The sequence below is a fragment of the Prosthecobacter dejongeii genome (assembly GCF_014203045.1).
Lineage (GTDB): Bacteria > Verrucomicrobiota > Verrucomicrobiia > Verrucomicrobiales > Verrucomicrobiaceae > Prosthecobacter > Prosthecobacter dejongeii.
In genome coordinates this window covers 879,345-906,026 of the sequence record NZ_JACHIF010000001.1, presented here as the reverse complement: position 1 = coordinate 906,026, position 26,682 = coordinate 879,345, and the positions used below count along the sequence as shown (strand labels likewise).

The window sequence follows — 26,682 nt, the reverse complement described above, 5'->3', positions numbered from 1 at the left end:
CAAGACCACCCCACAGCCCCTCACCCCGGGCCCTGCTCCCCACAAACGGGGAGAGGGGGGATGTGTTTTGGCCTTCGTTTGCTGAAGACCAACCGGCCAACATTTGCTCTGAAGCCGCCCTCCGTTCGCTCTTTCATCCAGAGTTTCCAAAAACGCGTTCCCTCTCCCCCGAATTGGGGGATGAGGCTAAGGTGAGGGGGTGGTCGCAACACGGAAAGACCACGTTCGCAAAAGGGTGCCCTTTAGACAAGAGCCCTCCACCGCCCCTCACTCCTTCGAGAATTCTTTGTCCAGGGCGTCCAGATACTTGGAAATGGCATCGGTGCGCTGGGGGAGCTCGTTTTGAATGGTTTCTGGTAACTTGAGGTAATCCTCAAACAAACCGGACATGGCGGGAGCGCCATTGGCTTCGTGGAGGTCCAAAAGGTCGCGCACCGCATCGGTTTTCTTCGTGGCTTCTTGGGTCCGGGCACGAAGATCGCGCAGGCGGGCATCCAGTCCCTTGGTCTTGCCTTTGAGGATGTCTTCCATGGCCGACACATACTCCGTCACAAGGGGACGGTAGAGGACGGAAGCGCGATTTTGCAGAGCGGCCAGGGCATTGACATTGCGCTCCATGATCTTGCCCAAGTCCTTGCGTTTGAGAATGGCTGCGTAGTCCTCGATGGGGATGGAGGCCGTCACCAGTGCTTCATCTTTGGACGACTTGGGTTTTGCTGCGGCGGGTTCTTTGGGTTTAGAGGGAGCGGTGGGTTTGGGCTCTGGGGCAGGGGGTGTGTCTGCGGGCATCTCTTCCTGGGCTTCCGCCTCAGGTTCAGGGGCTTTTTCTTCCTTCTTTTCAGAGCCAAAGAGGCGCAACCGCACGGGCTGACGTTTGGTTTTGGGGCTTTCCAGTTCAGCCGCTGCGTCGGGCATCGCCTCATCCACCTTCGGCTCGGGAGACTCCTTTTTGGCAGGCTCTTCTTTTGGGGCTTCGGCAGCGGGGGGGGCTTCCTTGGCTTTCTTGGTTTCTTTGGTGGGCTTTGGGGCCTCCTCCTGCGTTTTGGGGGCTTCTGGCTCGGCGGGGTCGTCTTTAGGCTTCTTTTTTCCGAATAGCCCAAACAGACGCTTTTTCTCTGCGGCGGGGGCCTCCTCTTCGGGGGCTTCTACGGCCACTTCCTGCATGGCCAGAGCGAAGATGGGGCGGCCGCTCCGAAGTTGGGCGATGAGGGGATCTGCGCTTTGGGAAAGGACTGTTTTCTTCTCCTTCGTTTCTTTTTCCGGAGCTGGGGCTGGGGCTTCCGAAGGCTCTTCAGGCTTGGCCTCCTTCTCCTTTTTACCCCCCCGGAACCAGTTCAGTGGGTTGAGCGTGGAGGGTTTTTTGTCCCCTTCGGCTTCGGACTTCGCTTCAGGTTCGCCCTTCGGTTTTTCTACCGTGGCTGTGGGGGCGGGAGTCGCTGACTTGGGGGGGGCGGGCGTGGTAACCTTGGCTTCCTCCAGGGGTGGTTCTTCCACGGGCTTGTCTGCCTTGGGTTTATCCTCGTCAAACCAGCGGTCCAGCAGCGGTTTGCGGCGCGTGCCGCTAGTGGTCGGGGCGGGTGCTGGGGCTTCAGGCAGGGCTGATTCTGCCGCTCCCGCAGGTGGTTCCGGGGCTTCGGGCATTGCACCGGAGCTTTCAGCCTCGACTCGCGCGGCTTCTTCAATCGCTGCGGCGATCTCGTCATCGCTGCTCTTGCGGCGCGAGAAGGGATTCAGGCGGCTCATGAAACCGCGTTTTTCCTGGGGCTCCTCGTTGATTGTGGCGATTTCAGTTTCGACTTTGGTTTCGGCAGGTGTGGGCTCGGCGGTTTTGGTGGCAGGCTTTTCGGTCTCCAGGCTTTTGGGAGCGCTTGGTTTGACGGCGGCCACGACCCGGCGGGATGAGGTCGGGATCTCGCTCGGTTTGGCCTGATAGCGGAAGGTGAGGGCTTCTTCCAGGGCGATGAGGGTATCCTGCGGACTGAGGGGTTCGGCCATGCCGGGACTGGCCAGGGTGGCAAGCTGCAGCGCCCACCATTTATTCAGGCTTGCTTCGCTACTGGCGAAGTTGGGGAACCACTGGTTTAGCAGCTCGCGCTCGCTGCGGGGGTCACTGGCCAGGGCATTGAGGAATTTGACCACTCGCAGGCCGCTGTCAGGCTGATCTAGCAGGGCCAGGACGAGCGCGCAGCAGGAGGTCTGGTAGATGGTTTTGGAAAGCGCGTCGTCAATGTCCGCAGCGGAGGCTTCGATGATTTCTTCGATGCCAAAGATTTTACCGCTTTTGAAAATGGCAGCAAACAGGGCGCTGGGGCGGGCACGCTGGCGGTAGTCCAGCGCTTCTAAGACACCTTGGAAAAGCCAGTCCGGTAGAAGTAGCTTGCGCTGCGTCGTGATCTCCTTGCGGTCACGCAGGATGCGCTCAGCCAGGAGCGCACGGATGACCTCCTTGCGCAGGTCGGTGGGGCGCAGGTCTGGCCGCATGTTCACATTCACCTGGATGTGAAAGCCACCGTGGGTGAGCTGCGAGATGACAGTGGAGGCCGTTTTTTCCGCTTTGCGGGCTGTTTCCCCTGAGTTCAGCAGGACCACGATGGGCAGAGCCCAGGGCTGCTTGTCATGCAAAAGGTTGCGTAGCTCGGTGGCGATGTCCTCGCATTTGCCGGAAAGGGCGCTGCGCAGTGTGAGGTCATCTCCGTGGACGATGAACTGGCCGCTGGTGCTGGTGGAGGATCGTGCCTTTGGCTTGGTCAGCGGCACGCTGGGGGCGCTGTTAAAGGTCGGCGGTGGGAGCCCGGAAAGTCCTGTGGGGGCAGGAGAGGTGGCCTCTTCCTGGCCCACTGCGGGCGGCAGGGCCCCTGGGGCGGGTGGCGGCATCGCAGGCGCGGCCTGGAGCTGGCCCGGTAGGGGAGGGGCCACGGGGATAACCGGGGCGCTGCCGGGCGCGGGTGGGGGAGACACCGGAGGTGCAGCGGGGACGGGGGGCGCCGCTTCCTGGGCAGTCACAGGCAGACCCAGACTGAGGAGCAGGGAGGCAGAAACAAAAGAGACGAGGGCAGCAGCGCGTGACATGCGGGCAAAAAGGTTACGGGAAACGGGGGTCGAGCACGAGCTTGTCCTGGGCGAGCTGGATCTGATTCATCTGGAACAAGGCCTGAATTTCTTCCTGGAGAGTGGCGGCCAGTTTCTCCAAAGCAGGAGCCAGAGGACGCAAGAGACCGTGGGGCACTTCCAGGTGACCGTAGCGGCCACCCACCACCTCCACGCGAAAAGCTTTCTCCTGTCGCGCGATGCGGAAATCCACCGTGGCGGTGCTGAGGTGATTGCGCACCTTCCAGACTAGGGTGGCATGGGCGATCTCAGGCTCCAGTTCCAGGGCCAGGCGCTCAAAGGTGGCCCATTCTCCAGCGGGCTGCGGCAGGGTGCCCTTCAGAGTTTTGGCCAGGTGGCGATTCAGCTCCGCCTCGCTGACCTCAAAGACAGCAGAGCGTTTGATGGCGGCCTGCTTCAGATCATCCACCAGTTCCCGCTGGCGTGCGCCGGGCTTGGGGGGCTCCACCGGCGCGATGGCGGTAGGCCGGTGTGCCACCCAGGCCGCACCGGTCAGGGCGCTCAGGCCGATGAGCAGCAAAAGATGGAAAAGGAATTTCACAGGAACGTGGATGATGCATCAGAACCCCGCCAGAGAGCAAGCGCGGAATCCGCCAGCTTCGGTAGCAATTCTGGAGACCGCACCATCTTGTCGCTCGCCCTTCCCGGCGCTTCAACGCTCGATGCTGAAACTCCGCTGGCCGAGCAGGGCGGGAATCACGGACACTTCACGTTCCTTGATCAGCGAGCCCAAGTTGCTCTCATCAATGGCCGCGAGAAAGGCCTCCAATTCCTCGGCATCTTGCGACATGGCCTGCAACTGCACCCGACCATCGGGCAGATTTTTGACTGTGCCTGTGACTTCATACCCCGCCGCGATTTGTTTGGTAGAGTAACGAAAGCCCACGCCCTGGACGCGACCGGTGTAGATGACTTGCTTGGCAATCATGGAGCTGTCTTGGATACGGCATCCAGCGTGCTTCGCAAGGCCTTGGCAAACTCCGCCGTCGCGGCATCCACCAGCAGGACACCCTGCCCCTGGCGATTGCGCAGAAGCAGGATGGAGCGCCCGCCAGCGGTGAGGGCCATTTCCTCGGCAGAATCCTGCGTAGGTTCTACATCGTAACGTTGCAGCAGGCAGTTGCGCATGGCTTTGAAAAAAGCCCCCGCCTGTGCCGGGGTGAGCCACTGCGTCTGCCAGGCGGCATGATCGCGCGGATGATCTGGGGCTGCGTAGGCTAACAAACGATCCGACTGCCACCCGCGCGCAGCTTGCCCGGCATCTTCATCGCTGTTGTAAGTACGCAGCGCATTGAAAATGGCAAAACGGCCCAGGCTATCGTCCCAATAAGGTGTGCTCTCCGCCACACGAGTGCTGGCAAACTGCGGGCGCGTGGATGGCAGTGCGGAGTTATCCAGATATCTCTCAGCTTCAATGATCTCCGCACAATCGCGGGGTGGGCGGGAGTAGGCCGCATTTAGCTGACCGAACTCCCCAGCGCTGTGCAGCGTTTGGGCGAATTCAAACCCGGGACGAAAGGGGAAAAGTGCCAGTTCTTTCAGGAACACCGGCATGGGCACCTCATTGAGCGGGTGGTCTGGGTCTTCTGCAGGCAGGTCACTTTTCGGCGCAGCCTCGGGATTCTGCAGGCTGAACAAAAAGCGTGTCAAACCTGCATCACCCGCCAACAGAGATTCACGCGCCAGCCGCTCATCCGTGGTCAAGGGTTCAGTGCGCTCTTTCGGAAACAGGGTGCTGCCGTATTGCCGAAGGAGCTGCCCAAAGGCGATCGCCATGGGGCGATCTGGGGCGGGTTTGCCGGGGATGGGATTTTCCTCCGTCACCAGCAGCGTGCCGCTTTCTTCATCATACCAGCCACCCAGTTGCCGGGCCCACAGGGCCGCGCGTAGGGGCAGGGGGTCCACAGGTTTATCAATCCAGCCCAGGGCGGTGAGAGCCAATCCAAAACGGGGGCCTTCATCATCGGGCTGTTGCTGCCGCAGCCAGGTCAGAATGGCGCGCTCCACCTCCGGCTGGGTGACGCCCGTGGTCGGGATGGGCAGGGCCTGGAGCTTGCGAAATTTCATCAGTTCGATCCCCATGCCCACATAGTCTGGTGGGTCTTCATCCACCACCACGGGCTCCATCTTGGGCACGCCTTTCATGCCCAGTGTGCCCAGCTTTTGCAGGAGCTGCGTGTTTTCCTCCTGCAGCGTGCCGACCTGCCCTTGAAGGTACTCCACCTGACCTTCCAGAAGCTTGATCTGCGCCCGTAGATCTTCCTGTTCTTCCGGGCTCTCGCTAGGCTGCGCCTTGGGCAGTTCCAGGGGATCTTTCCGCGACGGAGTCACAGCGACGGGGGCTGGCTTTGGCGCAGGCTTTTGTGAAAGGAACACGCTGACGCCTGCCCCCAAACCAATGAGGACCAGCAGGAGAGCAGCGGGGGAGGCTTTCAGCATGAGGGCAAGGATAGGCAGACGCAGCCGTCTGAAAACCGGATTAACGGAAATCTGAGCTGGGGTGATGTCAGACGTTTCAGGAACTCAGTAAATTTCCGGCTCAGGCACACCTTCAGGATGATGCTGGAGGAAGTCGAAATCCGCCCCTTCATTGGCCTGCGTGACGTGGTTTACAAAGAGCTTGGCAAACCCGCGCTGGTAACGTGGCGGGGCGGGTTTCCACTCGGCCTTGCGTTTGGCCAGTTCCTCATCACTCACATGCAGGTGCAACTTCCGGTTAGGCACATCCAGCTCGATGAGGTCGCCATTTTTCACCAAGGCCAGCGGTCCGCCCACGGCACTTTCCGGTGCGATGTGCAAGGCACAGGCACCGTAGCTGGTGCCGCTCATGCGGCAGTCAGACAGGCGCACCATGTCGCGAATGCCCTGAAGAATGAGTTTCTTTGGGATGGGCAATTGTCCCCACTCCGGCATTCCTGGGGCACCCACAGGGCCGGCATTGCGCAGGATGAGCACGGTGTCCTTCGTCACGTCTAGGTCCAAGTTATCAATCTGGGCCTTCATGTCCGGGTAGCTATCAAAAACCAGCGCTGGCCCTGTGTGCTGGCAGAGCTCGGGAGTTGCAGCGGCGTGTTTGATCACCGCCCCGTCCGGGCAGAGATTGCCGCGTAGGATGGCGGTGCCGCCATCGGGTTGGATCGGGTTTTCGGGCGTGCGAATGACATCGGGCTGGTAGATTTCGCAGCCCTCTACATTTTCGCCCAGGGTCTTGCCAGTGATGGTCAGCACATCCGTGTGCAGAAGATCACGCATGCCATTCAGCAGCGCACGCAGGCCCCCGGCCACGTAAAACTCATCCATCAGGTACTTGCCCGCCGGGCGCATGTTGGCCAGCAGGGGGATGCGACGGCTGATTTCGTCAAACTTCTCCAATGGCAGCTTAATGCCCAGGCGGCCTGCCATGGCCACCAAGTGAACGATGGCGTTCGTGCTGCCACCCAGCGCCATATCCACGGCGATGGCGTTTTCAAAGGAACGCTCCGTGACGATCTTCGAAGGCTTCAGGTCATTCCAGGCATTCTCCACGATCTGCCGACCTGCGGCAGCGGCCATGCGCACATGCGCGGCATCCACGGCTGGTACGGAGGAGGCCCCAGGGATCACAAGGCCTAGCGTTTCCGCCAGGGCCGTCATGGTGGAGGCCGTGCCCATCGTCATGCAGTGGCCCGGGCTGCGGGCGATGCCGTCTTCGATCTCGCACCACTGTTCCCAGCTCAGATTGCCCGCACGTTTTTCATCCCAGTATTTCCACACATCGCTGCCGGAACCCAGCGTTTCACCGCGCCAGTTGCCTTTGATCATCGGCCCGCAGGGCATGTAGATGACCGGGATGTCCATGCTAAAAGCGCCCATCAAAAGGCCTGGCGTGGACTTGTCACAGCCGCCCAGCAGCACTGCCCCATCCAGGGGATTGCCACGCAGCACTTCCTCGGCCTCCATGGCTAGCAGATTGCGGTGAAACATCGCCGTCGGTTTTGTCAGCATCTCGCCTGCCGAAAGCACCGGGATCTCCATGGGGTGCCCGCCCGCCTGCAAAATGCCCCGGCGCACGCCATCCGCCGTCAGCTTCAGGTGCATGTGGCAGGAGTTTTGTTCCGACCACGTGTTGAGGATGCCGATGATCGGCTTGCCCACATAGTCTTCCGCGCCCCAGCCCGACTGCTTCGCCCGCGAGCGATGCCCAAAGGAACGGAGTTCATCGCGGCCATACCAGCGCCAGGAGCGCAGTTGTTCAGGGGTCTTGCGGGTGGTGGTCATGTGGGTGTGAAAGCCGATGATGGGCCGGACCACGAAAAATGCCAGAATTCAGAGTTAAGGATCGAGATTTATTTATCCTCCCCGGGTTTTTCATCGGCATTTAAGGTTTTGCTAAACTCCTTAAATTTAGCGCTCACTTCATGGGTTAAAATTTCCCACTCCTCTTTCTTTTCAGAATAGTTATACATCTTTTTCCCAGTGAGATGGAAGATGGCAAAAACGCCGGTCGTGGACATCATACTTTTACGTCCCCCTTCATCAAATGCGTAATGGATGACGACGGTTTGGCGATAGTTGCTAAAGCTTCCTTGTCTGCCAAAATCAAAATCTTCAGAGCGATGTAAAATAAATGAGGATTGGCTGAATCCCCCGTATCTGCCACCAGCTCGTTCCTTGGGTGCACTCTCCAGTTCCTCAAACTGCTCTTTCAAAAGCGAGTCTTTCTCCAACAGCAAATTGAACTTCTCAATGAGTTGCTCGCCATAATCATACTCCTCGGCTTCCTCGCTTTTGGGAGTCAGGACAATCAGCGGTTCTACTGCGAAGCTACAATTCACAGCCAGCATCAAAAAGAGCAGTAGGGTCTTCATTCTTTGACCTGTATATTGGCGCTGATGAAAAAGGCAAATTCATTGATGTATTCCATTCTCCTCGAGTGAGAGAATACTGAAGCATGGAAATCGCCCATCCCCCAGGACTTGACCCATTTGTTCAGCACTTGGTGCATACTGGTCGTTATGCCGACGAAGCAGATGTGGTGAGAACGGCTTTGCGAGTTTTGGAACGTCAGGAATGCGATGAATCACCAGCCCTGGAGTCCGCCCTTTTGGAAGGGGTGCGATCCCCACACCGACCTTACGGCCCGGCGGTTCTTGAGGCCATCCGTCAAGCTGCGGGGATCCTGTGATTAACTTGCCGTGGCTGGTTGGTGGCCACTATAAGTAAAAATGTGGCCAAGCTAATTCCAAAATGGGTCATCTGGCGGAACAAGTTGTAATATCGTTTTTTCGATTTCTAGCGCCAATTTGTATTCGATAATGTCCGGATAGTTTTGCGACTTAACTTCCGGGGCATAAACTGCAAAGTGGCAATCCACATCCAGTTCAGGAATGACGATATCAAAAATGGTTTGAGGCGAGTCCGAAACCGAAGCATGCCGCAGAGGTGTTAGCAAATCCACCTTTAGGTCGATCACTGCATCCGAATAATTGAGAATGCCACTCTTCAGGACTCGTTTGAAAAAATCGGCTCCTCGTTGCGGATTTGGTGGACATACCAAACGATTTTCTTGGCCCGGTTCTAAAACATAGATAGAGCCATCCCCACTCACTCGAAGCGAGATGTTAGAAGCTCCTAGCCCTCCACGATATGAAAGGGTCATAAAGCCTTTGCTGATTGAAGCATCAAACTTTGACAGTTTTCGATTGGCTTCTGACAACTCAGATTTCCAATGAAACAAGTTGGGACCATAAATATTTTGGCGAAGTCGCGCAATCGAAGCAAGATGCCGTGATTCTTCGAACTCACGATTTCCTTTTTCATGCTTGCTGACGTACATGGCTCCGGCACAGAAAGAGGAAATACAGAGAAGTGCTATGAGGAAAGCCTTTTTCATCATGTTGTGGGTATATTAGTGACTGATACGTGCTATGCCAAGGCTGGTTATTGGACATAGAATTGATCGCAACACGTTGTCGTAAAGCACACGATATACAGTCTCTTCTTTTTATCTCTGGCTTTAAATCATGAAACCTATTCTTCTTGTTATTACTTCCATCGCCCTCATCACTCCTGGCTTCGCTCAGGACAAAGACGCGGAGGGTTTTGTCGAGCTATTCAATGGCAAGGACCTCAGCGGCTGGGACGGCGATCCGAAACTCTGGAAGGTAGAAGAGGGTCTTGTGACAGGCATCTGTACGGGCCCGGACAGTCCGGTGAACAACACCTTCCTCATCTGGCGCGGGGGGCAGGTGAAGGACTTTGAATTGAAGGCCACGATGCGCGTGATTGGGGACAACAACTCTGGCATCCAGTATCGCAGCCGTCCGCTACCGGAGGCTGGCCCCTGGGGCATCGCGGGTTATCAGCTCGATATCCATCCGGCCCTTGAGCACACCGGCATGACCTATGAGGAAAAGGGCCGTGGCATCTTCGGCCTCAATGGCAAAAACGTGCTGCTTGATCCTGAAGGCACGCGCTGGCTCACCAACGAGCACGAGCCCGTGAAAGTGGATGTCGCTCAGTGGAACGACTACACCATCATTGCCCGTGGCAATCACCTCATTCATCAGGTCAATTGCCAGACCACCTCGGAGTTGGTGGATCACGACGCCAAAGGTCGCACCCTGGAGGGCCTGCTGGCCATCCAACTCCATCGCGGCAATGCCAACACCGTCCAGATCAAAGACCTGCGGCTCAAGGTACTTAAACAGGTCCCTGTCCTCCCCTTTGATCCCACCACCCTGCCCGCCGGCGCAAAAAAGATCGAGCGCCCTGGCACCAAAAATCCTCAGGGCACCGGCCCGGCAGCGCCTGCGAAAAAGTAGGGTTGCTCAATCAAACTCATGCGTTGAATTTTAAAAAGCGGAGGTTAAGTTACTGACCATGTCCGCAACATTGGATACTTTGCACACCGATGGTCGCATCGTTTTCTCATTCCCTGAGAAGGCACTTCCACATGCAGATGAGGCCAGTTTTATTGCCTTCGTCAAAGCGGAGTGGACCGCCCGGCAGAGTCGGTTTTCCCAACAAGACGCCGAAGCTCTGGCGCAGGAGGTGGATTCCTCCTGGTGGTCTCGAAATCGCGAAAGAATTTTGGCGCAGGTAGATGCCGGATGAGTGCCTGTGTGGTCATTGATGCCAATCGCATCTTCTCAGAATTGATCGCGGCAAACCATCATTTACGGCGCGCTTTCGCCTCATTGCCAAACACCCGTTTTCTTTGCCCAAAGTACGTTTTCGTAGAGATCTTTAAGCATAAAGAACGCATTGTCTCTGCAAGTGGACTGCCTGAGCACGAATTACTGTCGCTACTTCACAGCATCTTGGAGCGAATAGAATTCATTGATGAAGACAGCATCCGACTGGGAAGCTGGACTGAATCATGGCGGCTATGCAGGGACGTGGATGAAAACGATACCGCCTATGTGGCGCTTACTTTGGATATGGATGCGCTGTTTTGGACTAGCGACCGAGTCTTGGAAACAGGCTTGAGAAAAAAAGGCTTCACTCGTTTTTTCACCCCGTTGTGGTGAGCTCCACGCGGTCTTCTCGAATGGGCTTGCATCATCGCTAACTCCCCCCCAATTCACAAAACCTCGGGCATTCATCGCAAAAGTACGCTCTCTGGGGCGTATCCTTTTCTCCCCCCAAACTCTGGCCCTGCCCATGCTTCACCGGATGACCCCTTCCGTTCGCCTTTTCATCTTCACGTCTCTCGCGGCGTCGCTTCATGCGGCACCGGAGTGGAAATCTGTGCAGCCGATGCTGGCAGAGACTTGTTACGACTGCCACAATGGCAAAAAGACCAAGGGTGGCGTGGACCTGGAGCGCTTGGAAAAAGAGCCTTCGGTGGAGAAGGAATATGCGCTTTGGGAAAAGGTGAAGGACGTGGTGGCCAAGGGGGAAATGCCGCCGGAAGATGAGACCCAGCTTTCCGCTGAAGAGAAAAAACAGCTCCTCGCTTGGGCCACTGGGGCGATGGATGCCGTCGCTACTGCGAATGCGGGAGACCCCGGAGCGGTGACGCTGCGCCGCCTGACCAATGCCGAGTATGATTACACGATCCGTGACCTGACGGGTGTGAACTACGGCCTCGCCAAAGAATTCCAGCCCGATGGTGGCGGGGGCGAAGGTTTCGCCAACACGGGTGACACGCTTTTTGTTAATCCGGCCCAACTCGACAAGTATCTGGCCGCAGCACGCAAGCTGGCGGACCACGCCACCATCCTGCCCGGCACGGGGGTCACCTTTCACCCGCAACGGGTGGGCATGCGGGGCAATGCTCAGGTCAAGGGGCAAGCCCAGCAGGCGCTCTACGTCTGGTATCAAAAGATGTCCGGCCCGCACCTACCCACCTATGACCGTGAACTGCGTGAGGCCGACTACATGCTGGCCTGCTGGAAATGGAAGCACAAGGACCTCACCGGAGCCACCTCGCTGGAGCAACTGGCCCAAGAAGCGAAGCTGTCCGTCCCTTTCCTGAACAACTGGTGGACGATGCTGAACGACACCAAAATCCAGTCTCGTTTCCTCGACCTCACGAAGCTGCCTTGGCGCAATCTGCCCCCGCCAGATGCGGCCAAACCCAAGGAAGTACCCGCTCCCGTGCTCGCCTCTTTGCAGGCCATTCAGGATCAGCGTCGCTCCTGGAATAACCCCCAAAATCCCGATAAACCCGGCACGGGCGTGCAGCGCCGCCAGCAGGACGCGGATGGCCTTCGCACCTATGGGGGCAGCCGTGTGCAGGTCAAAGGGCACAAGGAATTCCACGTCGTGCTTGGAGATACAGGCGATGGCAATGGCGGTGACTACGTCACTTTCACAGGCCTCAGCATTCGCCGTCAGGGCAAGAACTATGAATACGCGGCCTACATGCGCCAGGAACGGAATGCTTTCCGCAAACAGGTGCAGGACATCGAGGCGGGAAAAGCGGCCGTCAAAGAACTGACGCTGGAGCAACTGAAACAGCGGATCGCCACCGCTGAGAAAGCCCTATCCTACTTTGGCAAAGACCCTTTGGGTAAAAACGGCATCGGTGAAAATGTCCTCGCGGCCAAGGCCCCTCGGGTCATCACCCTGCCGCTTCCAGAAGGCACCACTGAAGTCTTCGGCTCAGGCCGTCTGGACATGCGCAGCTCGGAGGTGGATCTCGCCACCGTGCAGTGGGACCTCGTTGTGGGCACACCTCCAAACACCAAGGAGATCATTCCCGGCGTGTTGACCGTGTGGAAACGCAACACCGATGCCCATCGTCAAACCATGGCGGACTTTGGCCGCATGAAGACCGTGTTCCCAGACATGCTGGAGCGCCGCCTGGAGGAAGTGGCACGCAACCTCTACAGCGACAAACCTGGCCCCGGCGTCTATTACTTCAGCGATGAGCAGCTCAAGTCCATCATCCCTGAAGTGGAGAAAAAGCGCCTGGAGCAGATGCGTCTGGACTGGAGCTTCCTTTCCCGTGACACCCTGAAAAAAGAACAGCAGGTCCAGTATGACGATCTCATGCGCCAGCATCTACATCGTTTCGCCAGCCAGGCCTGGCGACGTCCCACCACCCAGGCAGAGCGTTCGCAACTTTCGAAGCTGTATCAGGACGGCCTAACCAAAGATCTAGATCGCGAATCCGCTGCACGTGAAGTCGTCACGCTCATTCTGGTTTCGCCTAACTTCTTGTATAAAACCGAAGTCGGCACCGTGGCAGGAGCGGAAAGTGATGCGGGCACTCCTGCCCGCAAAAACGAGGCTCCCAAGAGTCCCGCCGTTGCCAAAACATCTCCGAATAAGACTCCCGAGGGGAGCGTGGGCACTCCTGCCCGCCCCATCGAAGGCCAGACCACCAGCGTTCCTCAAAGCGCATCCCCTCCTGCTACCGCCGCCCCGACTGAAGTCACCCTCAATGCCTGGGAACTCGCCTCCCGCCTCAGCTACTTCCTCTGGTCGTCTCAGCCCGACTGGCAACTGCGCAAAGCCGCCACCGATGGCAGCCTGCTGAAGCCTGAAGTGCTGGCCGCACAGGTGAAGCGCATGCTCAAGGATCCAAAGGCCGAAGCCATGGCCAAGGAATTTGCGGGCCAGTGGCTGGAGTTCAAAGGCTTCGACAAACACGCCGCTGTGGATGACAAAAAGTTCCCTCAGTTCACCCCCGAACTGCGTCGTGATCTGGATCGTGAAACCACTCTGTTTTTCACCAACCTCATCCGCGAAGATCGGCCAGTTCAGGAGATCATCGGGGCGGATTACACCTTCCTCAATGAACGCCTCGCCAAACATTATGGCGTGCCAGGCGTCACGGGCGAAGAGTTCAAAAAGGTCAACGTCGCGGCCCAGCATCGCGGTGGTTTGTTAGGCCAAGGCAGCCTGCTCACCAAGACCTCTCGCAGCCACCGCACCAGCCCAGTGCTGCGTGGAAATTGGTTGCTGCAGGCCGTGCTAGGCACCCCCGTGCCACCTCCGCCGGCGGATGTTCCCGAGCTGAAGGAGCATGGCGAAAAACCTGCCACCGTGCGTGAAATGCTAGAGCAGCACCGCGCCTCCAAATCCTGCTCCGGTTGCCATGATCGCATTGACCCTCTCGGCTTCGCTTTGGAAGGCTTCGATGCCATCGGGCGTTATCGGGAAAAGGACGAAAGTGGACTGCCCCTGGACACCTCGGGACAGGTCAAAGGCGGAGCCAAATTTGTTGGCTTTGAAGGGTTGCGCGAATATCTGAAAACCCAGGATGACCAGCTCACTCACCACTTTTCGCGCAAGCTCATCGGCTTCGCTTTAGGTCGCCAAGTGTTGCCCACGGACAAGCTGCTGATGCAGAAGATCAAAACCGACCTGGCTACCAACGAAGGTCACTTCTCCGCTGCCGTGCTCGCCGTGGTGCAGAGCCGTCAGTTTACCAGCAAGCGGCTTTAGAGCAAGGACTCCGAAGCGGGAATTGAATGCACTTCGAACATTCAGAAACCGGCCGGATAGTTCGGCGAAGAAGGTCGAAGATTTGTGCGAAATCCTTTCGAGCCGAACACATCCGGCCTACGAACCAGCGGTCAAACGTAGGCCGGATGTGTTTGGCGCGTAGGCACTCCGTTCTTGTGGAAAGCTCATCGCCAAACTATCCGGCTTTCTGGGGAAGGTCTGAGTGGCCCTTAAGCCGCAGAGCGGTTAGCAGCCAAGTTCGTCCGCTATCCCACCACTTACTTCTCCACACAGGCCACGGCCATGGCGGCCATGCCTTCTTCACGACCGACAAAACCCATGCGCTCATTGGTGGTGGCTTTGATGCCGACCTGATCTGGTTGGATGCGCAGCGCCTCGGCGATTTTATCCTTCATGGCCGCCGCATGTTTCATCACCTTCGGAGCTTCGGCGATGAGGGTGGAGTCCACGTTGGTGATGACGTAGCCTTTTTCCTGCGCTAGCTCCGCGCACTTTTCCAGAATGCGCAGGCTGCAGATGCCTTCGATGCTGGCATCCGTCGGTGGAAAGTAGAAACCGATGTCCGGCAGGCCTAACGAACCAAGGATGGCATCGGCAATGGCGTGGCATAGCACATCTGCATCAGAGTGACCTTTCAGGCCACGGATATGGGGGATTTCGATGCCTCCCAGGATCAGGGGGCGTCCTTCTTCAAAGGGGTGCACATCATAGCCAATGCCGACTCGGTTCATGCCCATGCCTTAGGCCGGGTTTCCGAAGTGGCAAGGCCGAAAGGGAAATCAGCCCGGCTTGCCGCCCAAAGTCCGCATCTGCGCGCGATATTCACGGGGGGTGCTGCCCACCACTTCACGGAAACGGCGGTTGAAGTTGGCCAGATTGCGATACCCACAGTCTAGAGCGATATCCGTGATGTTGTTCTGGTCTTCCGCGATCATGCGGCAGGCGCGGCCAATTCGGACTTCGTTGATGTACTCCGGTACGGTTTTGCCCGTTCGGGAGCGGAAAAAGCGGCTGAATGCCCCTTCGCTGAGGTGCGCCAGCTTCGCGAGCTGAGCCCGATCAATGTCCTCCGTGAGATGCTGGTGGATGTAGTCACACACGCGTTCCATGCGGCCTTGGTCCGTGGCGTGCAGAGTGGGCTCGTAGGCGGCACTGGCCAGAGGTTTCAGGTCCTTGGCGCGGGACATCACATCCAGGATGGCCAGCAGGTCCACCACGCGGGTGAGGCCGTCACTTTCAGCCAGATGGCGCAGGCGCAGGGAGACTTCTTTCCGCACTGGGCCTTTGATTTCCAGCCCGCGACTCGCACGGCGTAGCAGGCGGCGCACAGATTCCAGCTCAGGCAGGGCCATCAAGTCCTTACCCAAAAAGTTCTCTTCAAAACGGATGATGATTGCATCCACGATGCCCGCACCCTCTTCCTGGTGCCACACATGCGGCAGGTTGGACCCGACGAGGACCAAGTCGCCATCGGTGATCGGGGCGATGTTATCCCCCACCACGCGGTGACCACGGCTGCGGATGGCCAGGGTGATCTGAAATTCCGGGTGGAAGTGCCAGCGGGTGCCGTAGTCGGGACCATGCACGAGCTCACAATGAAACGATTCCCAATCGCGGCGCGGGACTTTCTCAAAGACAGGCTTCATGTCCCGGAATGTAAACACGGATTCCGCGAATGCCAAATGCACGCTTGTGCTCAAGAATGGACTTTTGGTGCTCTACGCCTGTCCTCATCCTAGGGTTGCAGCTTTGCCCGGCGTGCCCTTTAATGGCTGTTTCCCATGCCACCTGAACACGAGGCCCTTCTCATCCTGACCCGCCAGCAGTTTCCCACGCTGAGGGATGTCCCTTGCCAGGTGGAGCCCATCGTCAAAGGCGGGTCGGACCGCCATTTTTATCGCTTTATCTGGGAGGGGGCCGCTCACCCGCCCATGATTCTCATGGTTTACACCATGGCCCGCCGGGATAATCCCAAGTTTGTCCCCGCTACGCATCGGCTGGCAGGGCTTGGGGTACACGTGCCGAAGATTTATGCCTTTGATGAGCAGCGGCTGTGCGTCTGGCTGGAGGATCTGGGCCGGGATGACCTGCATGCCCACCGCGAAGATGCCTGGGAAATCCGTCAGGGTTACTACCAGGCCACCCTGAGACAGGCGGCGAAAATCCACTCGGTGGGTGCAGCCAGCCTGTCCGCCGCAGACCTCAGCACTCTGGAGCCTGAGTTCAATGAGGCGCTCTACGAATGGGAGCAGAATTACTTCATCGAGCACTTCGTGCGGGGTGTCCTCCGCCGGGATGTCGAGATGCCAGAACATGCACCAGCCCGCGCGGTGTTGTTGGACCTTCGTCAGCGCCTCGCCCGGCTCCCGCGCTGCCTGGTGCATCGGGATTTTCAGAGTCAAAACGTGCTGCTGCGGGATGGTGAAGCCTGGCTGGTGGACTACCAGGGCCTACGCCCGGGATTGGCCGAATATGATCTGGCCTCCCTGCTTTTTGACCCCTACGTGACTCTCAGCCGGAGTGAGCGTGGCGAGCTGCTGCAATACTACGCAGACTTCCGTGGCCTGCCCCTGCCAGAGCTGCGCCAGGTGGTGTATCAATGTGCTGCCCAGCGCCTCATGCAGGCCCTCGGGGCCTATGGAAATCTCAGCCGCAACCAGGGCAAGACCCACTTTGAGCAGCACATCCCTGCCGGAGTGAAGAATCTCACCTCCGTGTGCGATGAGGCCCCTGAGCTGGAGTCCCTGCGCAGTCTTTTCCTCTGATGCACGTTTTTCTGCCTGTCATTGATTGCGGCCCGTTCTTGGTCCAGGAGCTTCAGCGCGCCAGCGTTTCTGCCACGGAAGATGCCGTCACAGGTCTCATCCACGCGCCAGCCCTGCCCGCGCTCCCCTGGCTGGCTTTCGCTCGTCAGACTCTGCCGGAAGCGAGCGAGGTGAAAGAGGCCTCCATCAATGCGTGGGCAGACCACATCATCACCCGCATCGCCGGGATCTTGCCGGACGCCCAACCCTGGCGCTTGCACCTCTGGCCGGCCTATGGCGAAGGAAAGGCGGGACTGCATCGCTGTGACCTCATTCGCACCGCGCTGAATGAGCGGCTGAAAAAGCGCCGCCGCGCCCTGACGCGTTCCTTGGAAGAAAGTGCCGCCCCCTTCACGCCAGAAACTTCCCTCGTGCAGGCTGTGCTTACGGGGCCAGACGCAGGTTTTGTCTCCGTCAGTGCCGCTCCGCAGCCTTCGCAGTTGCCTGCACTCATTTCGCCCTTCTTGGCCGGGGACATTCCCCATGCCGAAGACAAAGCTGCCCCCAGTCGCGCTTTTGCCAAAGTCATTGAGTCTGAGCTGCGCCTGGGCCAGCAGATCGAACGGAGCCAGACCTGTGTGGATCTGGGTGCCTCCCCAGGCAGCTGGAGCTACGTGGCCATTCAGCGCGGAGCTTACGTCACCGCCATTGACCGCAGCCCTCTGCGGGATGACCTGATGCGCAATCCTCGCCTGACCTTCCAGCAGGCCGATGCCTTCAAATTCCGCCCCCAACAGCCCGTGGACTGGCTGATCTGTGACATCATCGCTGCGCCCCAGCGCAGTGTGGATCTTCTCATGGATTGGCTGCGCGAGCGCCAGATGCGTCGTTTCATCGTGACGCTCAAGTTTAAAGGAAGTGACGAGTATCACCTCATGGATGCTCTCAAAGAACTCGCCCCACCTCTGTGTGCCGACTTCCGCCTCACCCGCCTCTGCGCGAATAAAAACGAAGTCACCGCTTTCGGCGTGGTGGCTTAAGCTCGCGTTGCCATGACCCTCATCATCTTCGACCTCGAAACCACGGGGCTTTCTCCGCGCTACCACGAAATCATCCAGATTGCGGCGGTGAAGGTCAAGGTGGGCTGCTGGGAACCGCTGGGTCATTTTGATTCGTTTGTGCGGCCCCAGGCTAGGATGCCGCGCTTCATCACGGGGCTGACGGGCATTTCTCAGGCGCAGGTGGAGCGGGCCCCCACTCCAGCGGAGGCCCTCCAGGCCTTTTCGCAGTTTATCGGTGAGGAAACGACGCTGGTGGCGCACAATGGCCCCGGCTTTGACATGCGTTTCATCGCGGAAAACTGCACACGCCACGGGCTGCCCGTGCGGCCCACGGCCATGATGGATTCTCGGGCGTTCTCGCGGAAGATCTGGGGTGGCCGCAGCGGTCATGGACTGGACCCGATCTTGCATCGCCTGGGACTATCCTCGGATGGGGTAAAGCGCCATGATGCCCGGGGCGATGTGCACTTGCTAGCACAGGCCGTGCGGAAGATGTGGGGGCAGCTAGCGCCAGATTTTCAGAGCTGCCCGGTAGAGCTTAAAACAGGCGTCATCCCCGCCCTGGTTCCGGCTTTTTAGCCGGTTGTCAAAAAGAACAGTATGGACAGTTGTTCTGCGGTTGACGAAAGAAGCGCACGTCACCACCCGTGACTAGAAGCTCATGTCTGCCATTTTCCGTCTCCAGCTTTCCACGCTCGCCTTTGCGGCAGCTCTTGCGGCCCAGCCAGCCACCACCCCGGTTTTTTGGCCGGATAAAAATGGCCCGACTTTCGATGGCGTGGTGCCTGCGGCTGAGGCGGCTAAATTGCCCCTGAAATGGAATGCCACCACCGGGGAGAACATCGTCTGGAAAGTGGACCTTCAAGATGATGGCCATAGCTCCCCTGTCATTGGCGGAGATCGCATCTGGTTCACTTCAGCGACCACGGATGGGAAGAAGCAGTTTCTTTATGGCATTGACCGCCAGAGCGGCCAGATCATCCATCATGACGTGCTGTTTGAAAATGCAGATCCCGAGGGTTTGGGCAATCCGCTGAACAATTACGCCGCCCCATCGCCCGTGCTGGAGGCGGATGCCCTGTATGTCCACTTTGGCACCTACGGTACGGCTCGTATTGATCCCGCCACGGGCAAAAAAGTCTGGGAGCGTCGAGATATCAATGTCCGCCATTATCGGGGGCCCGGCTCCTCACCCATGATTCATGGCGATCTACTCATCCTGACCTTTGACGGCATTGACCAACAGTTTGTGACCGCCCTCAATAAAAAGACCGGTGAGACTGTTTGGAAGACCGCTCGCACCACCGACTATGGCGACCTGGATGCTGAGGGCAAACCCACCCGCGATGGCGACATGCGGAAGGCCTACCACACGCCTAGTGTTTTTAATCTGGCCGGCGTGGAAACCCTGGTGTCCATTGGCTCTCGCGCTGCTTTTGGTTATGCGGTGGAGACGGGCAAAGAACTGTGGACTGTGCGCCATGGCGGTTTCAACGCGGCCATCCGCCCCCTGGTTTATCAAAACGTGCTGGTGCTGAACACCGGGTCTGAGCGCTCGCATACCGTCGGGGTAAAGATTGATGCCCAGATGAAAGGTGACATCACAGCCAGCCATGTGATTTGGGACCGCGAAAAGCGCAACGCCAGCGAGGCGAATTCAGTGCTGGTGAACGGGCTCCTTTTTCAGATCACCCGGGGTGGCATTGTCACCTGCATGAATCCCGTCACGGGGGAAGATGTTTGGGAGGAACGCCTCACAGGCCAGCACCTGCCCAGCCCTATCGCAGCCGGGGATCGCCTCTACTTCAGCAATGACCGTGGAGATACCCGGGTGCTGCGTGCAGGCCCTCAATTTGAGGTGCTGGCCGAAAACGTCCTACCGGATGCGATGACTGCGGCACCTGCGGTGGCGGAGGGAGCTCTTTTTATCCGCACCAAAAAACAACTTTTCAAAATTGCCGCTAAGTAACCTTTGGATATGCCCTAACGCCGCTTTGTTTTTTGCTCTTTAGGCCATCGGACGCATAAAAACGCGCTGGGAACCGCATTCTATCAGGAAAGCGAGTTATCAGAGAAATAACAGCTTCTTATCACAAATACGTCGCAAGTTTCGAATAACGTGTTATTCTAAAGACCTCTATGGCTACGACACCGACTCGCAAAACACGTTTCTCCCGCCGCGTCCCTGACCATGTAACCGATGAGCTCGTCAATGTATTGTCCAGTGGGGACACTCTTGAGTTCAACGCGTTGTTCAAACTGGTCTATGACAATTTAAAGCTGAAGAACGCTGTGAGTGGGGGCGAAGAAATGCTCCGCCTGCGTTCTTATGAGAAGCTTCAGGGCCTTGTGAGCCGTGGCCTTTGTGCCAAGGTCAGCAAGACCTACCGTGGTCTGGAAGGTCTGCGCGCAGCGCATCAGGCAACGATTGCTGCCCGCACGGCAGCCGTGGTGGCCCGTTAATCCTTCTTTTTATTGTCTTTAAAACCGCCTTTCCCTTCACTGGGAAAGGCGGTTCTTTTTTGTCCCCACGCACAGCTTGACGAGCGAGTCAGGCACCCACACAAACTGTCTCTCCATGTCATACAGCGATTTTGAACCCGATTCCGAGGCTGAGCGCGAGCTATCCCCGCTCCTGCAGGCGATCGTGCCGAAGCTCACTCCCTGCCGCGTCCGCGAGTATCTGCCAGAGGATTTTGAAGCCTGCCTGGAGATCTACCGTTCCAACACGCCTGATTTGTTGCCTGAAGAAGGTCTGGAGGCCTTTGCCGAGTTTTTGACCGTGGGCACCTCTTACATCCTTGTGATTGAGTATGATGGCGAACTCGTTGCCTGTGGTGGCCTGGAATTGATTGGCGATTCAGACTCCGCCACCCTTGTTCATGGCATGGTGCATGGGGATTACCATCGCCGTGGGCTGGGCACCACCTTGCTAGCCGCCCGTATTGCTCTGCTGGAGACGGAGGATCGCCCGCTGGATCTCTGGCTGCGCACCACGCGTCATTCCGTGCCGTTCTACGGCAGGTTTGGCTTTGCCCTGCATTCGGTGAGGGCCGGGGGCGTGGAACGTGAAGGGGCCAATGTCTGGCTGAGCATTGATGACCAGGACATTGAGGACATCCGTTTTGCCTTGGAGGAACGCAGCATCCGTATCTTTTTAAATGATCCTGACGAGGATGACGAAGAGGAGGAGTTTTAATAACTGGATGAAAACGAGACTGACTCCTCAGCAAAAGAAGCTTTATAGCTATGCCAAGGACGGAAGGAATGGCCGTGCTGAGTCGAGGTCCGTCGCCAATAAAGCGATTTCGAAACGTAAGGCTAAGGCGAGTCGGGCTTTTCGCCGAGCCCTGATTCAGGCTTTAACAAAGGACGATGAAACTGTTGCCCGAGTGGATCGCAAATCCTTCAAAAAATCGCCAGACATTCCGTTGGCTGTTTATGTGCAAATTCGTTTGTCTCAGCGTGCGAAGATCAAGGACGAAACTCTTTTAAAGGCAGGACAGAAGGCAGCCAAAATGAGAGAGTTTGTTATAGACGGGCATCTCAGGGCAGATCGAAACCTTGGAGGTGCTTGATTGGCTGTTTTATTTTAAAAAACGACCGTTGTTTATTATCCACTATGAAATCCTTTATCCTTGGCCTTGTCGCCATCAGTCTAGTTCCACTTTTGTCTGCGGCTGATACCAAGCCTGCCGCTCAAAAACCCGCTTCTGAAAGCCCCAAATGGAAGAAGCTGAATCCGCAGACGCCGACAGGCTTCACGCTGAAGACCCTGGAAGTCGCCAAATACCCGGAGCACACGGTGGAACTCTACGTTTATGTACCTGAGGCGGAGGGCACCTGGCCTTGCATCCTGGACATCCATGGTGGCGGCTGGCAGAAGCGCCAAGTGGAGGCGGATAAGCCGATGATGGAGCGTCTCGCCCAGCGCGGTTTTGTCACCGCGCTAGTCAGTTACCGCCTGTCCACAGAGGCGAAGTACCCGGCAGCCCTGCATGACTGCAAAGCGGCCCTGCGTTGCCTGCGAGCGCATGCGAAGGAACTCAAGATTGACCCCGAGCGCATCGGTTGCATGGGAGGCTCTGCCGGCGGGCACCTCTCAGGCCTCACCGCTATGACCAGTGGCCTGCCTGAGTTTGAAGGTGCGGGCCCTTTTAAAGATCAATCCAGCACAGTGAAAGCGGCCATCGTCATGGCTGCCACACAGGATCTGGTGGCCTCCAATGTGGGTAAAAAGAACGAAGGGGCCGTTCTCTTCTTCGGCGGGAGCCTAGAGGAAAAAACGGAGGTGTACAAAGCCGCCTCACCCATCACCCACGTGCGCTCTGGCGTGCCGCCCACGATCTTCATCGAAGGGGAAAAGGACACCCTAAAAATCGGCCGGGCCGAAATGATGGACGAGCTCCAAGCCCTGGGCATCGAGACCTCCGTGACCACTCTCAAAGATGCCCCTCATCCGTTCTGGATGAGCGATCCCTGGTGCGCCGAGACAGTGGACATCGCCGCGATTTTCTTCAAAAAGCACCTGGGCGAGCCGATTCTGAAATAAAGGATTTTATTCCTCATGCGCTTCTCTCCTTGGTTCCTGTTTTTTATCCTCTTCGTGACCCCAGCGCTCGCGCATGTGGTGCCGAACATGACCATCGAGACGGAGTTTACCCAGGGGCGGCAGTTCACCTTGAAGATGAACCTGGATCCTCGGGTGTTTCTGAGTGATCAGCCCACCTCGCTGCCGCCGGTGTCGGCAGATTGGTACCTGAACCAGAGCGAGACGGAGAAAGCCGCGACCTATGCAAAGGCCACGGAGTATCTGAAAGCAAATGTCGGCCTAACATTCAATGATCAAACGCTGCCCTTGCCCGCCTGTGAATTTGTCGCGCTGGATGGGGCCAACTATGAGCCGGTGAAACCCGACACAGCAGAGACGCATTTACTTGCCACCGCGAAGGCTGAAGTTCCTGGGGGGACTGACAGCTTTAAGATCGCCTTTGGCAAAGGGGCCAACGTCAGCCTCATCCTACTCAACAGCGAAGAAGGCAATGACGAGCGCAAGCCGCAGGTGATCTTTCCTGGCGAAACCAGTCGCCCCTTTAAACTCACCCAGACTACGAAGGCGGCGGAAGTGACTCCTGTGGCTGCGCCAGCTATCACCCAAACTGAAGGCATCCAGGTGACCGATGTCAAAGTGACACGGGTCTATCCCGAGTTTCCCAGGACTCCGCTCATCATCGGTGCCGGGCTGTTCGTGCTCATGGGCATCGGCTTGCTGTGGCTCAAACGCAGGCAGCGTTGAGGAACTCGATCACGCGGCGCTCATGCCAGCCGCGGAGGCGATGATCCAGGAAGCCCACATGACCGCCGTAGTCTGGTGTTTCCAGGTGCAGCAGGTCACTGTGAAAGGCGAGTTCTTGCGGGAAGGACGGCAGGGTGAGCAGGGGATCGTTCAGCGCATTCAGCAGCAGGCTTGGCACACGCAGTTTGGTCAGGTGAGGCAGGGAACTGGCGCGCGCCCAGTAGTCATCGGCATCGCGAAAGCCATGCAGCGGCGCGGTGAAGCGATCATCAAATTCCTTGATGGTACGGATGCTGTGAATGCCACGCAGATCAAAGCTTTCAGGGAACCTCCGCGCTTTCGCCTCCATCTTGAGGACGAGGGTTTTTAAAAAGCGTTTCAGGTAAACGCGGTTGTCCTTGTGCTCATCCAGGACGCGCGCGCTGGAGGCCAGATCCACCGGAGCCGAGACCGCCACAGCCGCGACGATGTGTGGATGCGCGGGCATTTCGCCGATGCACTTGAGCGTGATGTTACCGCCCAGGCTGAAGCCGACGAGGGCCATCTGCGGGTAGGCATCTGAAGCATGCTCAATGACGCTACGCAGGTCATTGGATTCGCCACTGTGGTAGGAGCGTGGCAGGCGATTTTCCACCCCACCACAGCCCCGGAAATTCCATGCCAGTACATTCCATCCGGCACGCAGCAGCGCGGCACTCATGCTGCGGATGTAGATGGCCTCGGCAGAGCCCTCCAGCCCATGCGAGAGGATGGCCAATCGCTTGTTCCCAGCATGATACCAGCGCAGATCCAGGAAATCACCATCGCTCAGTTCCAGGCGTTCATGCTTGGGCTGGGGCGGGTGCGCCCGCGGGAGAAACACTGGCAGCACCGTCTGCACATGGCCATTACGCAGGAAACGGGGTGCCTGGTAACTGGAGGTGACGACGGGCATGACGCGAGATCATTTCAGCCACCAGCAGAAGCTGCCGCTGGGCACGGGCAGCACATTCGCCGCGCCGCGCAGTTGCATCTCTCCCTGTTCCAGGCTGCCACCGGAGGAGCCAAACTGTTGGACTAACAAATGATGTAAAGAGATGGGCGTCAGCTCGGGCGTGTGGCAGGAAAGCAGCACGCCCAGGGGTTGATCGGACATCAGTTTGCCAATCAAGGAGAGCAGCGGCGGCAGATCGTTTTCAATCTTGAAGATCTCCCCCTTCGCGCCACGGCCATAGCTGGGCGGATCCAGGATGATGAGGTCGTAGCTGCGCGCGCGCCGGTGCTCACGGTCGAGGAATTTGGTCACATCATCCACGATCCAGCGGATGGGTTTTTCATCCAGGCCATTCAGTGTGGCGTTCTTGCGTGCCCAGTCCACCATGCCTTTGGAGGCATCCACATGGCACACCTCCGCACCGCCATGCGCGGCGGCCAGCGTGCTGCCACCGGAGTAGGCAAAGAGGTTCAGCACACGCGGGGCGCGATTGTGTTTTTTGCGGTAGTCGCCACACACTTCACGGATGCGTTTCCACTGGTCGCGCTGCTCCGGGAAGATGCCCAGGTGACCAAAGTCCGTGCTACTGAGCTGAAAGCGCGTGCCATCCACACCGATGTCCCAGGTGCTAGGCAGGCGATCCCGTCCGCGCCACTGGTTGCCGCCATCGCGAAAGAACGTGGCGGTGGCCTTTTGCCAGATGATGGGGGAGAGCGTTTGCTTCCACACCGCCTGAGCGCAGGGGCGGGAGAGCACCACTTCACCAAAGCGTTCCAGCTTTTGAAAGTTGCCGCTGTCGAGGAGTTCGTAGCCGTTGGGATTCATCCAAAAAAGAGCGCAGATTAATCTCCAAGACCGACCGCCTGGCGCACGCGATCCAGCGTTTTACGGGCGACCGCACGGGCTTTTTCAGCCCCCTCAGCCAGCACCTTGTTGACATACTCAGGGTTAGCCACCAGCTCCGCACGCTTCTCGCGGAAGGGGGCGAAGTAGTCGGTGATGCCTTGGAGGAGGCGCTTTTTGAAGTCGCCGTAGCCTTTGCCTCCGGCCTGGAAATCTGCCACCATCGCCTCGTAATCGGCCGGGGAGGCGACGAGTTGATACAGCGCCAGGATGCTGCTGCCTTCGATAGGTTTGGGCGATTCCACCGGGGTGGAGTCTGTCGGGATGCCCATGATGGCCTTCTTCAGTTTTCCAGGCTCTTCAAAGAGCTGGATGGTGTTGCCATAGCTCTTGCTCATCTTCCGGCCATCGGTGCCCTGGACCACGGCGGTTTCCTCGCGGATGCGCGGTGTGGGCAGTTTCAGCAGGTCTTGGCCAAAAGTTTCGTTCATCTTGATGGCGATGTCGCGGGTCACCTCCACGTGCTGCTTTTGGTCTTTTCCCACAGGCACCAGATCGGCATCATACATAAGGATGTCTGCGGCCATGAGTACCGGGTAGGCAAAGAGGCCGTGGCTGGGCTTTATACCGTTTGCTACCTTGTCCTTGTAGCTGTGGCAGCGTTCCAGCAGGCCCATGGGGGTGACGGTGCTCAGGATCCAGGAAAGCTCCGTGTGCTCTGGTACATCACTCTGGCGGAAAAACACACACTTCTCGGGATCCAGACCGCAGGCCAGGAAATCAATAGCAAGGTCACGCACATTGCTGCGCAGGGTCTTACCCTCGTGGATGCTTGTGAGGGAGTGGTAATCGGCGATGAAGTAGAAAGCTTCGCCTTCGTGTTGCAGCTTCAGGGCCGCCTCCATCATGCCAAAATAGTTGCCGATGTGGAGACGTCCGCTGGGTTGGAGGCCGGAAAGGATACGCATAGTCGCCTAGAGATGGCGGGCGATGCGGTCAGATTCAAGGGCGTAGCTGGATTTTCCGCTGCTAGCTTTGTTCATTCAGGTGCCAGCGCATGAAGGGCCGGGCGGCTGCGTTTAGGCTAAAGCGCCACGCCATTCACTCCCGGACTATGTTTTTACGCTCCCTCTACAGCTTACTTTTCCTTTCCACAGCCCTTTCCAGCCCGGCACAAACCGCCCCTGCACCAGCCCCCGCAGTTCAGCCGATCATTGACAAAGTGGTCACGGCCATAGGCGGAAAGGACAAACTGCTCACGCTTTTTCGCATCAAGGAAACCTTTCACTTCGGTGCCAACCCCACGCCTGATGAGGGCAAAAAAGCCTCCTCCCGCGAGTCCGTGCTGGAAGTGCCGAAGTACTGGTGGTTGGGCAAAAAAGAACGTGCGGATGAACCAGCGAAATACGATGTCTGGGCCTGGACGCTCGGCATCCTGGTGGATCCCCAGTCCAAGGTGGAGATCGCCCCGGACCTCACGCATGAAGGCACGCCACTTTTTGGCCTCCGAGTCAGCGGCACGGTGGACCCCGCCATGGAGATCTACTTTGACAAAGAAACCCAGCTCCTGCGCCGCCTCGACTGGCGGGGGGACTACTACCTTTTCAGCGACTGGAAGGAGCACGACGGCGTGAAGTACGCTAGCAAGACGGTGATCTACAAAAAGGCCAGTGGTAAACCTTGGTTCTTCCATGAAGTGACGGAGGTGCAGCGCCTGAAGGAACTGCCTGCCGGACTTACTCGCCACTGAGACAC

27 protein-coding genes are annotated in these 26,682 nt (G+C 58.0%); 15 read left to right on the top strand and 12 right to left on the bottom strand.

Annotated elements, in window-relative coordinates:
- Positions 1-267: 267 nt before the first annotated feature.
- The 6 genes from HNQ64_RS03430 to HNQ64_RS03405 form a co-directional block, all read right to left on the bottom strand.
- A complete protein-coding gene (locus tag HNQ64_RS03430; RefSeq protein WP_184205380.1) occupies positions 268-3,069 on the bottom strand; it encodes a hypothetical protein in 2,802 nt (933 codons plus the stop codon).
- 13 nt (positions 3,070-3,082) lie between these two features.
- Positions 3,083-3,649: a hypothetical protein gene (locus tag HNQ64_RS03425; RefSeq protein ID WP_184205378.1), complete on the bottom strand. Its 567-nt coding sequence runs from the start codon at positions 3,647-3,649 to the stop codon at positions 3,083-3,085.
- Between the two features lie 111 nt (positions 3,650-3,760).
- Complete coding sequence (locus HNQ64_RS03420; RefSeq protein ID WP_184205376.1) at positions 3,761-4,036, bottom strand: acylphosphatase; 276 nt, start codon at positions 4,034-4,036, stop codon at positions 3,761-3,763.
- Positions 4,033-5,547 (bottom strand): hypothetical protein, encoded by a 1,515-nt coding sequence (locus HNQ64_RS03415; RefSeq protein WP_184205374.1) that lies wholly within the window; start codon positions 5,545-5,547, stop codon positions 4,033-4,035. The genes HNQ64_RS03420 and HNQ64_RS03415 overlap by 4 nt, the downstream gene beginning before the upstream one ends.
- A gap of 84 nt (positions 5,548-5,631) precedes the next feature.
- Positions 5,632-7,365: an L-arabinonate dehydratase gene (araD, locus tag HNQ64_RS03410; protein ID WP_184206138.1), complete on the bottom strand. Its 1,734-nt coding sequence runs from the start codon at positions 7,363-7,365 to the stop codon at positions 5,632-5,634.
- 68 nt (positions 7,366-7,433) lie between these two features.
- Positions 7,434-7,955, bottom strand: a complete 522-nt coding sequence (locus HNQ64_RS03405; RefSeq protein ID WP_184205372.1) for a hypothetical protein — start codon at positions 7,953-7,955, stop codon at positions 7,434-7,436.
- Positions 7,956-8,038: 83 nt separating this feature from the next.
- Here HNQ64_RS03405 and HNQ64_RS03400 point away from each other — a divergent pair, with 83 nt between their 5' ends.
- Complete coding sequence (locus tag HNQ64_RS03400; protein ID WP_184205370.1) at positions 8,039-8,272, top strand: type II toxin-antitoxin system ParD family antitoxin; 234 nt, start codon at positions 8,039-8,041, stop codon at positions 8,270-8,272.
- A gap of 51 nt (positions 8,273-8,323) precedes the next feature.
- Here HNQ64_RS03400 and HNQ64_RS03395 read toward each other — a convergent pair whose 3' ends face one another.
- The gene (locus HNQ64_RS03395) at positions 8,324-8,983 is read right to left on the bottom strand and encodes a hypothetical protein (protein WP_184205368.1); all 660 of its coding nucleotides are present in this window, start codon (positions 8,981-8,983) and stop codon (positions 8,324-8,326) included.
- Between the two features lie 127 nt (positions 8,984-9,110).
- On the opposite strand from HNQ64_RS03395, the gene HNQ64_RS03390 reads away from it, so the two are divergent.
- The 4 genes from HNQ64_RS03390 to HNQ64_RS03375 all read left to right on the top strand — a co-directional run bounded on the left by HNQ64_RS03390 (position 9,111) and on the right by HNQ64_RS03375 (position 13,989).
- Positions 9,111-9,911 (top strand): 3-keto-disaccharide hydrolase, encoded by an 801-nt coding sequence (locus HNQ64_RS03390; protein WP_184205366.1) that lies wholly within the window; start codon positions 9,111-9,113, stop codon positions 9,909-9,911.
- 58 nt (positions 9,912-9,969) lie between these two features.
- Entirely contained in the window at positions 9,970-10,203 is a 234-nt protein-coding gene (locus HNQ64_RS03385) for a hypothetical protein (RefSeq protein WP_184205364.1), read from the top strand.
- An 8-nt stretch (positions 10,204-10,211) separates the two neighbouring features.
- On the top strand, positions 10,212-10,619 hold the full coding sequence (locus HNQ64_RS03380; RefSeq protein ID WP_184205362.1) for a PIN domain-containing protein: 408 nt from the start codon (positions 10,212-10,214) through the stop codon (positions 10,617-10,619).
- 145 nt (positions 10,620-10,764) lie between these two features.
- The gene (locus tag HNQ64_RS03375; RefSeq protein WP_184205360.1) at positions 10,765-13,989 is read left to right on the top strand and encodes a DUF1592 domain-containing protein; all 3,225 of its coding nucleotides are present in this window, start codon (positions 10,765-10,767) and stop codon (positions 13,987-13,989) included.
- 278 nt (positions 13,990-14,267) lie between these two features.
- Here the strand turns inward: HNQ64_RS03375 and ispF are convergent, their stop codons facing one another.
- Positions 14,268-14,747, bottom strand: a complete 480-nt coding sequence (gene ispF, locus HNQ64_RS03370; RefSeq protein ID WP_343075873.1) for a 2-C-methyl-D-erythritol 2,4-cyclodiphosphate synthase — start codon at positions 14,745-14,747, stop codon at positions 14,268-14,270.
- Between the two features lie 42 nt (positions 14,748-14,789).
- Positions 14,790-15,656, bottom strand: coding sequence for an AraC family transcriptional regulator (locus HNQ64_RS03365; RefSeq protein WP_184205356.1), 867 nt, complete (start codon positions 15,654-15,656; stop codon positions 14,790-14,792).
- A gap of 135 nt (positions 15,657-15,791) precedes the next feature.
- Between HNQ64_RS03365 and HNQ64_RS03360 the strand changes: the two genes are divergently transcribed.
- From HNQ64_RS03360 to HNQ64_RS03320, 9 genes are all read left to right on the top strand, one after another.
- Positions 15,792-16,775 (top strand): aminoglycoside phosphotransferase family protein, encoded by a 984-nt coding sequence (locus tag HNQ64_RS03360; protein ID WP_184205354.1) that lies wholly within the window; start codon positions 15,792-15,794, stop codon positions 16,773-16,775.
- Entirely contained in the window at positions 16,775-17,794 is a 1,020-nt protein-coding gene (locus HNQ64_RS03355; protein WP_184205352.1) for an SAM-dependent methyltransferase, read from the top strand. The genes HNQ64_RS03360 and HNQ64_RS03355 overlap by 1 nt, the downstream gene beginning before the upstream one ends.
- Positions 17,795-17,806: 12 nt before the next feature.
- Positions 17,807-18,394, top strand: a complete 588-nt coding sequence (locus HNQ64_RS03350; RefSeq protein ID WP_184205351.1) for a 3'-5' exonuclease — start codon at positions 17,807-17,809, stop codon at positions 18,392-18,394.
- 82 nt (positions 18,395-18,476) lie between these two features.
- The gene (locus HNQ64_RS03345) at positions 18,477-19,784 is read left to right on the top strand and encodes an outer membrane protein assembly factor BamB family protein (RefSeq protein ID WP_184205349.1); all 1,308 of its coding nucleotides are present in this window, start codon (positions 18,477-18,479) and stop codon (positions 19,782-19,784) included.
- A 170-nt stretch (positions 19,785-19,954) separates the two neighbouring features.
- Positions 19,955-20,278 carry a hypothetical protein gene (locus tag HNQ64_RS03340; RefSeq protein WP_246430921.1) on the top strand — a complete coding sequence of 108 codons (324 nt, stop codon included), beginning with the start codon at positions 19,955-19,957 and terminating at the stop codon, positions 20,276-20,278.
- A 115-nt stretch (positions 20,279-20,393) separates the two neighbouring features.
- Complete coding sequence (locus HNQ64_RS03335; protein WP_184205347.1) at positions 20,394-21,014, top strand: GNAT family N-acetyltransferase; 621 nt, start codon at positions 20,394-20,396, stop codon at positions 21,012-21,014.
- Between the two features lie 7 nt (positions 21,015-21,021).
- A complete protein-coding gene (locus tag HNQ64_RS03330) occupies positions 21,022-21,393 on the top strand; it encodes a hypothetical protein (RefSeq protein ID WP_184205345.1) in 372 nt (123 codons plus the stop codon).
- 44 nt (positions 21,394-21,437) lie between these two features.
- Positions 21,438-22,367, top strand: coding sequence for an alpha/beta hydrolase (locus HNQ64_RS03325; RefSeq protein ID WP_184205343.1), 930 nt, complete (start codon positions 21,438-21,440; stop codon positions 22,365-22,367).
- 15 nt (positions 22,368-22,382) lie between these two features.
- Positions 22,383-23,111, top strand: coding sequence for a hypothetical protein (locus HNQ64_RS03320; RefSeq protein ID WP_184205341.1), 729 nt, complete (start codon positions 22,383-22,385; stop codon positions 23,109-23,111).
- Here HNQ64_RS03320 and HNQ64_RS03315 read toward each other — a convergent pair.
- The 3 genes from HNQ64_RS03315 to trpS are packed head-to-tail and all read right to left on the bottom strand — an operon-like array spanning position 23,092 to position 25,895.
- On the bottom strand, positions 23,092-24,045 hold the full coding sequence (locus HNQ64_RS03315; RefSeq protein WP_184205339.1) for a YheT family hydrolase: 954 nt from the start codon (positions 24,043-24,045) through the stop codon (positions 23,092-23,094). The genes HNQ64_RS03320 and HNQ64_RS03315 overlap by 20 nt on opposite strands.
- Before the next feature lie 9 nt (positions 24,046-24,054).
- A complete protein-coding gene (locus tag HNQ64_RS03310; RefSeq protein WP_184205338.1) occupies positions 24,055-24,909 on the bottom strand; it encodes a class I SAM-dependent methyltransferase in 855 nt (284 codons plus the stop codon).
- Between the two features lie 17 nt (positions 24,910-24,926).
- Complete coding sequence (gene trpS, locus HNQ64_RS03305; protein WP_184205336.1) at positions 24,927-25,895, bottom strand: tryptophan--tRNA ligase; 969 nt, start codon at positions 25,893-25,895, stop codon at positions 24,927-24,929.
- A 146-nt stretch (positions 25,896-26,041) separates the two neighbouring features.
- Here trpS and HNQ64_RS03300 point away from each other — a divergent pair, with 146 nt between their 5' ends.
- Entirely contained in the window at positions 26,042-26,677 is a 636-nt protein-coding gene (locus HNQ64_RS03300; RefSeq protein ID WP_184205334.1) for a hypothetical protein, read from the top strand.
- Positions 26,678-26,682 lie beyond the last annotated feature (5 nt).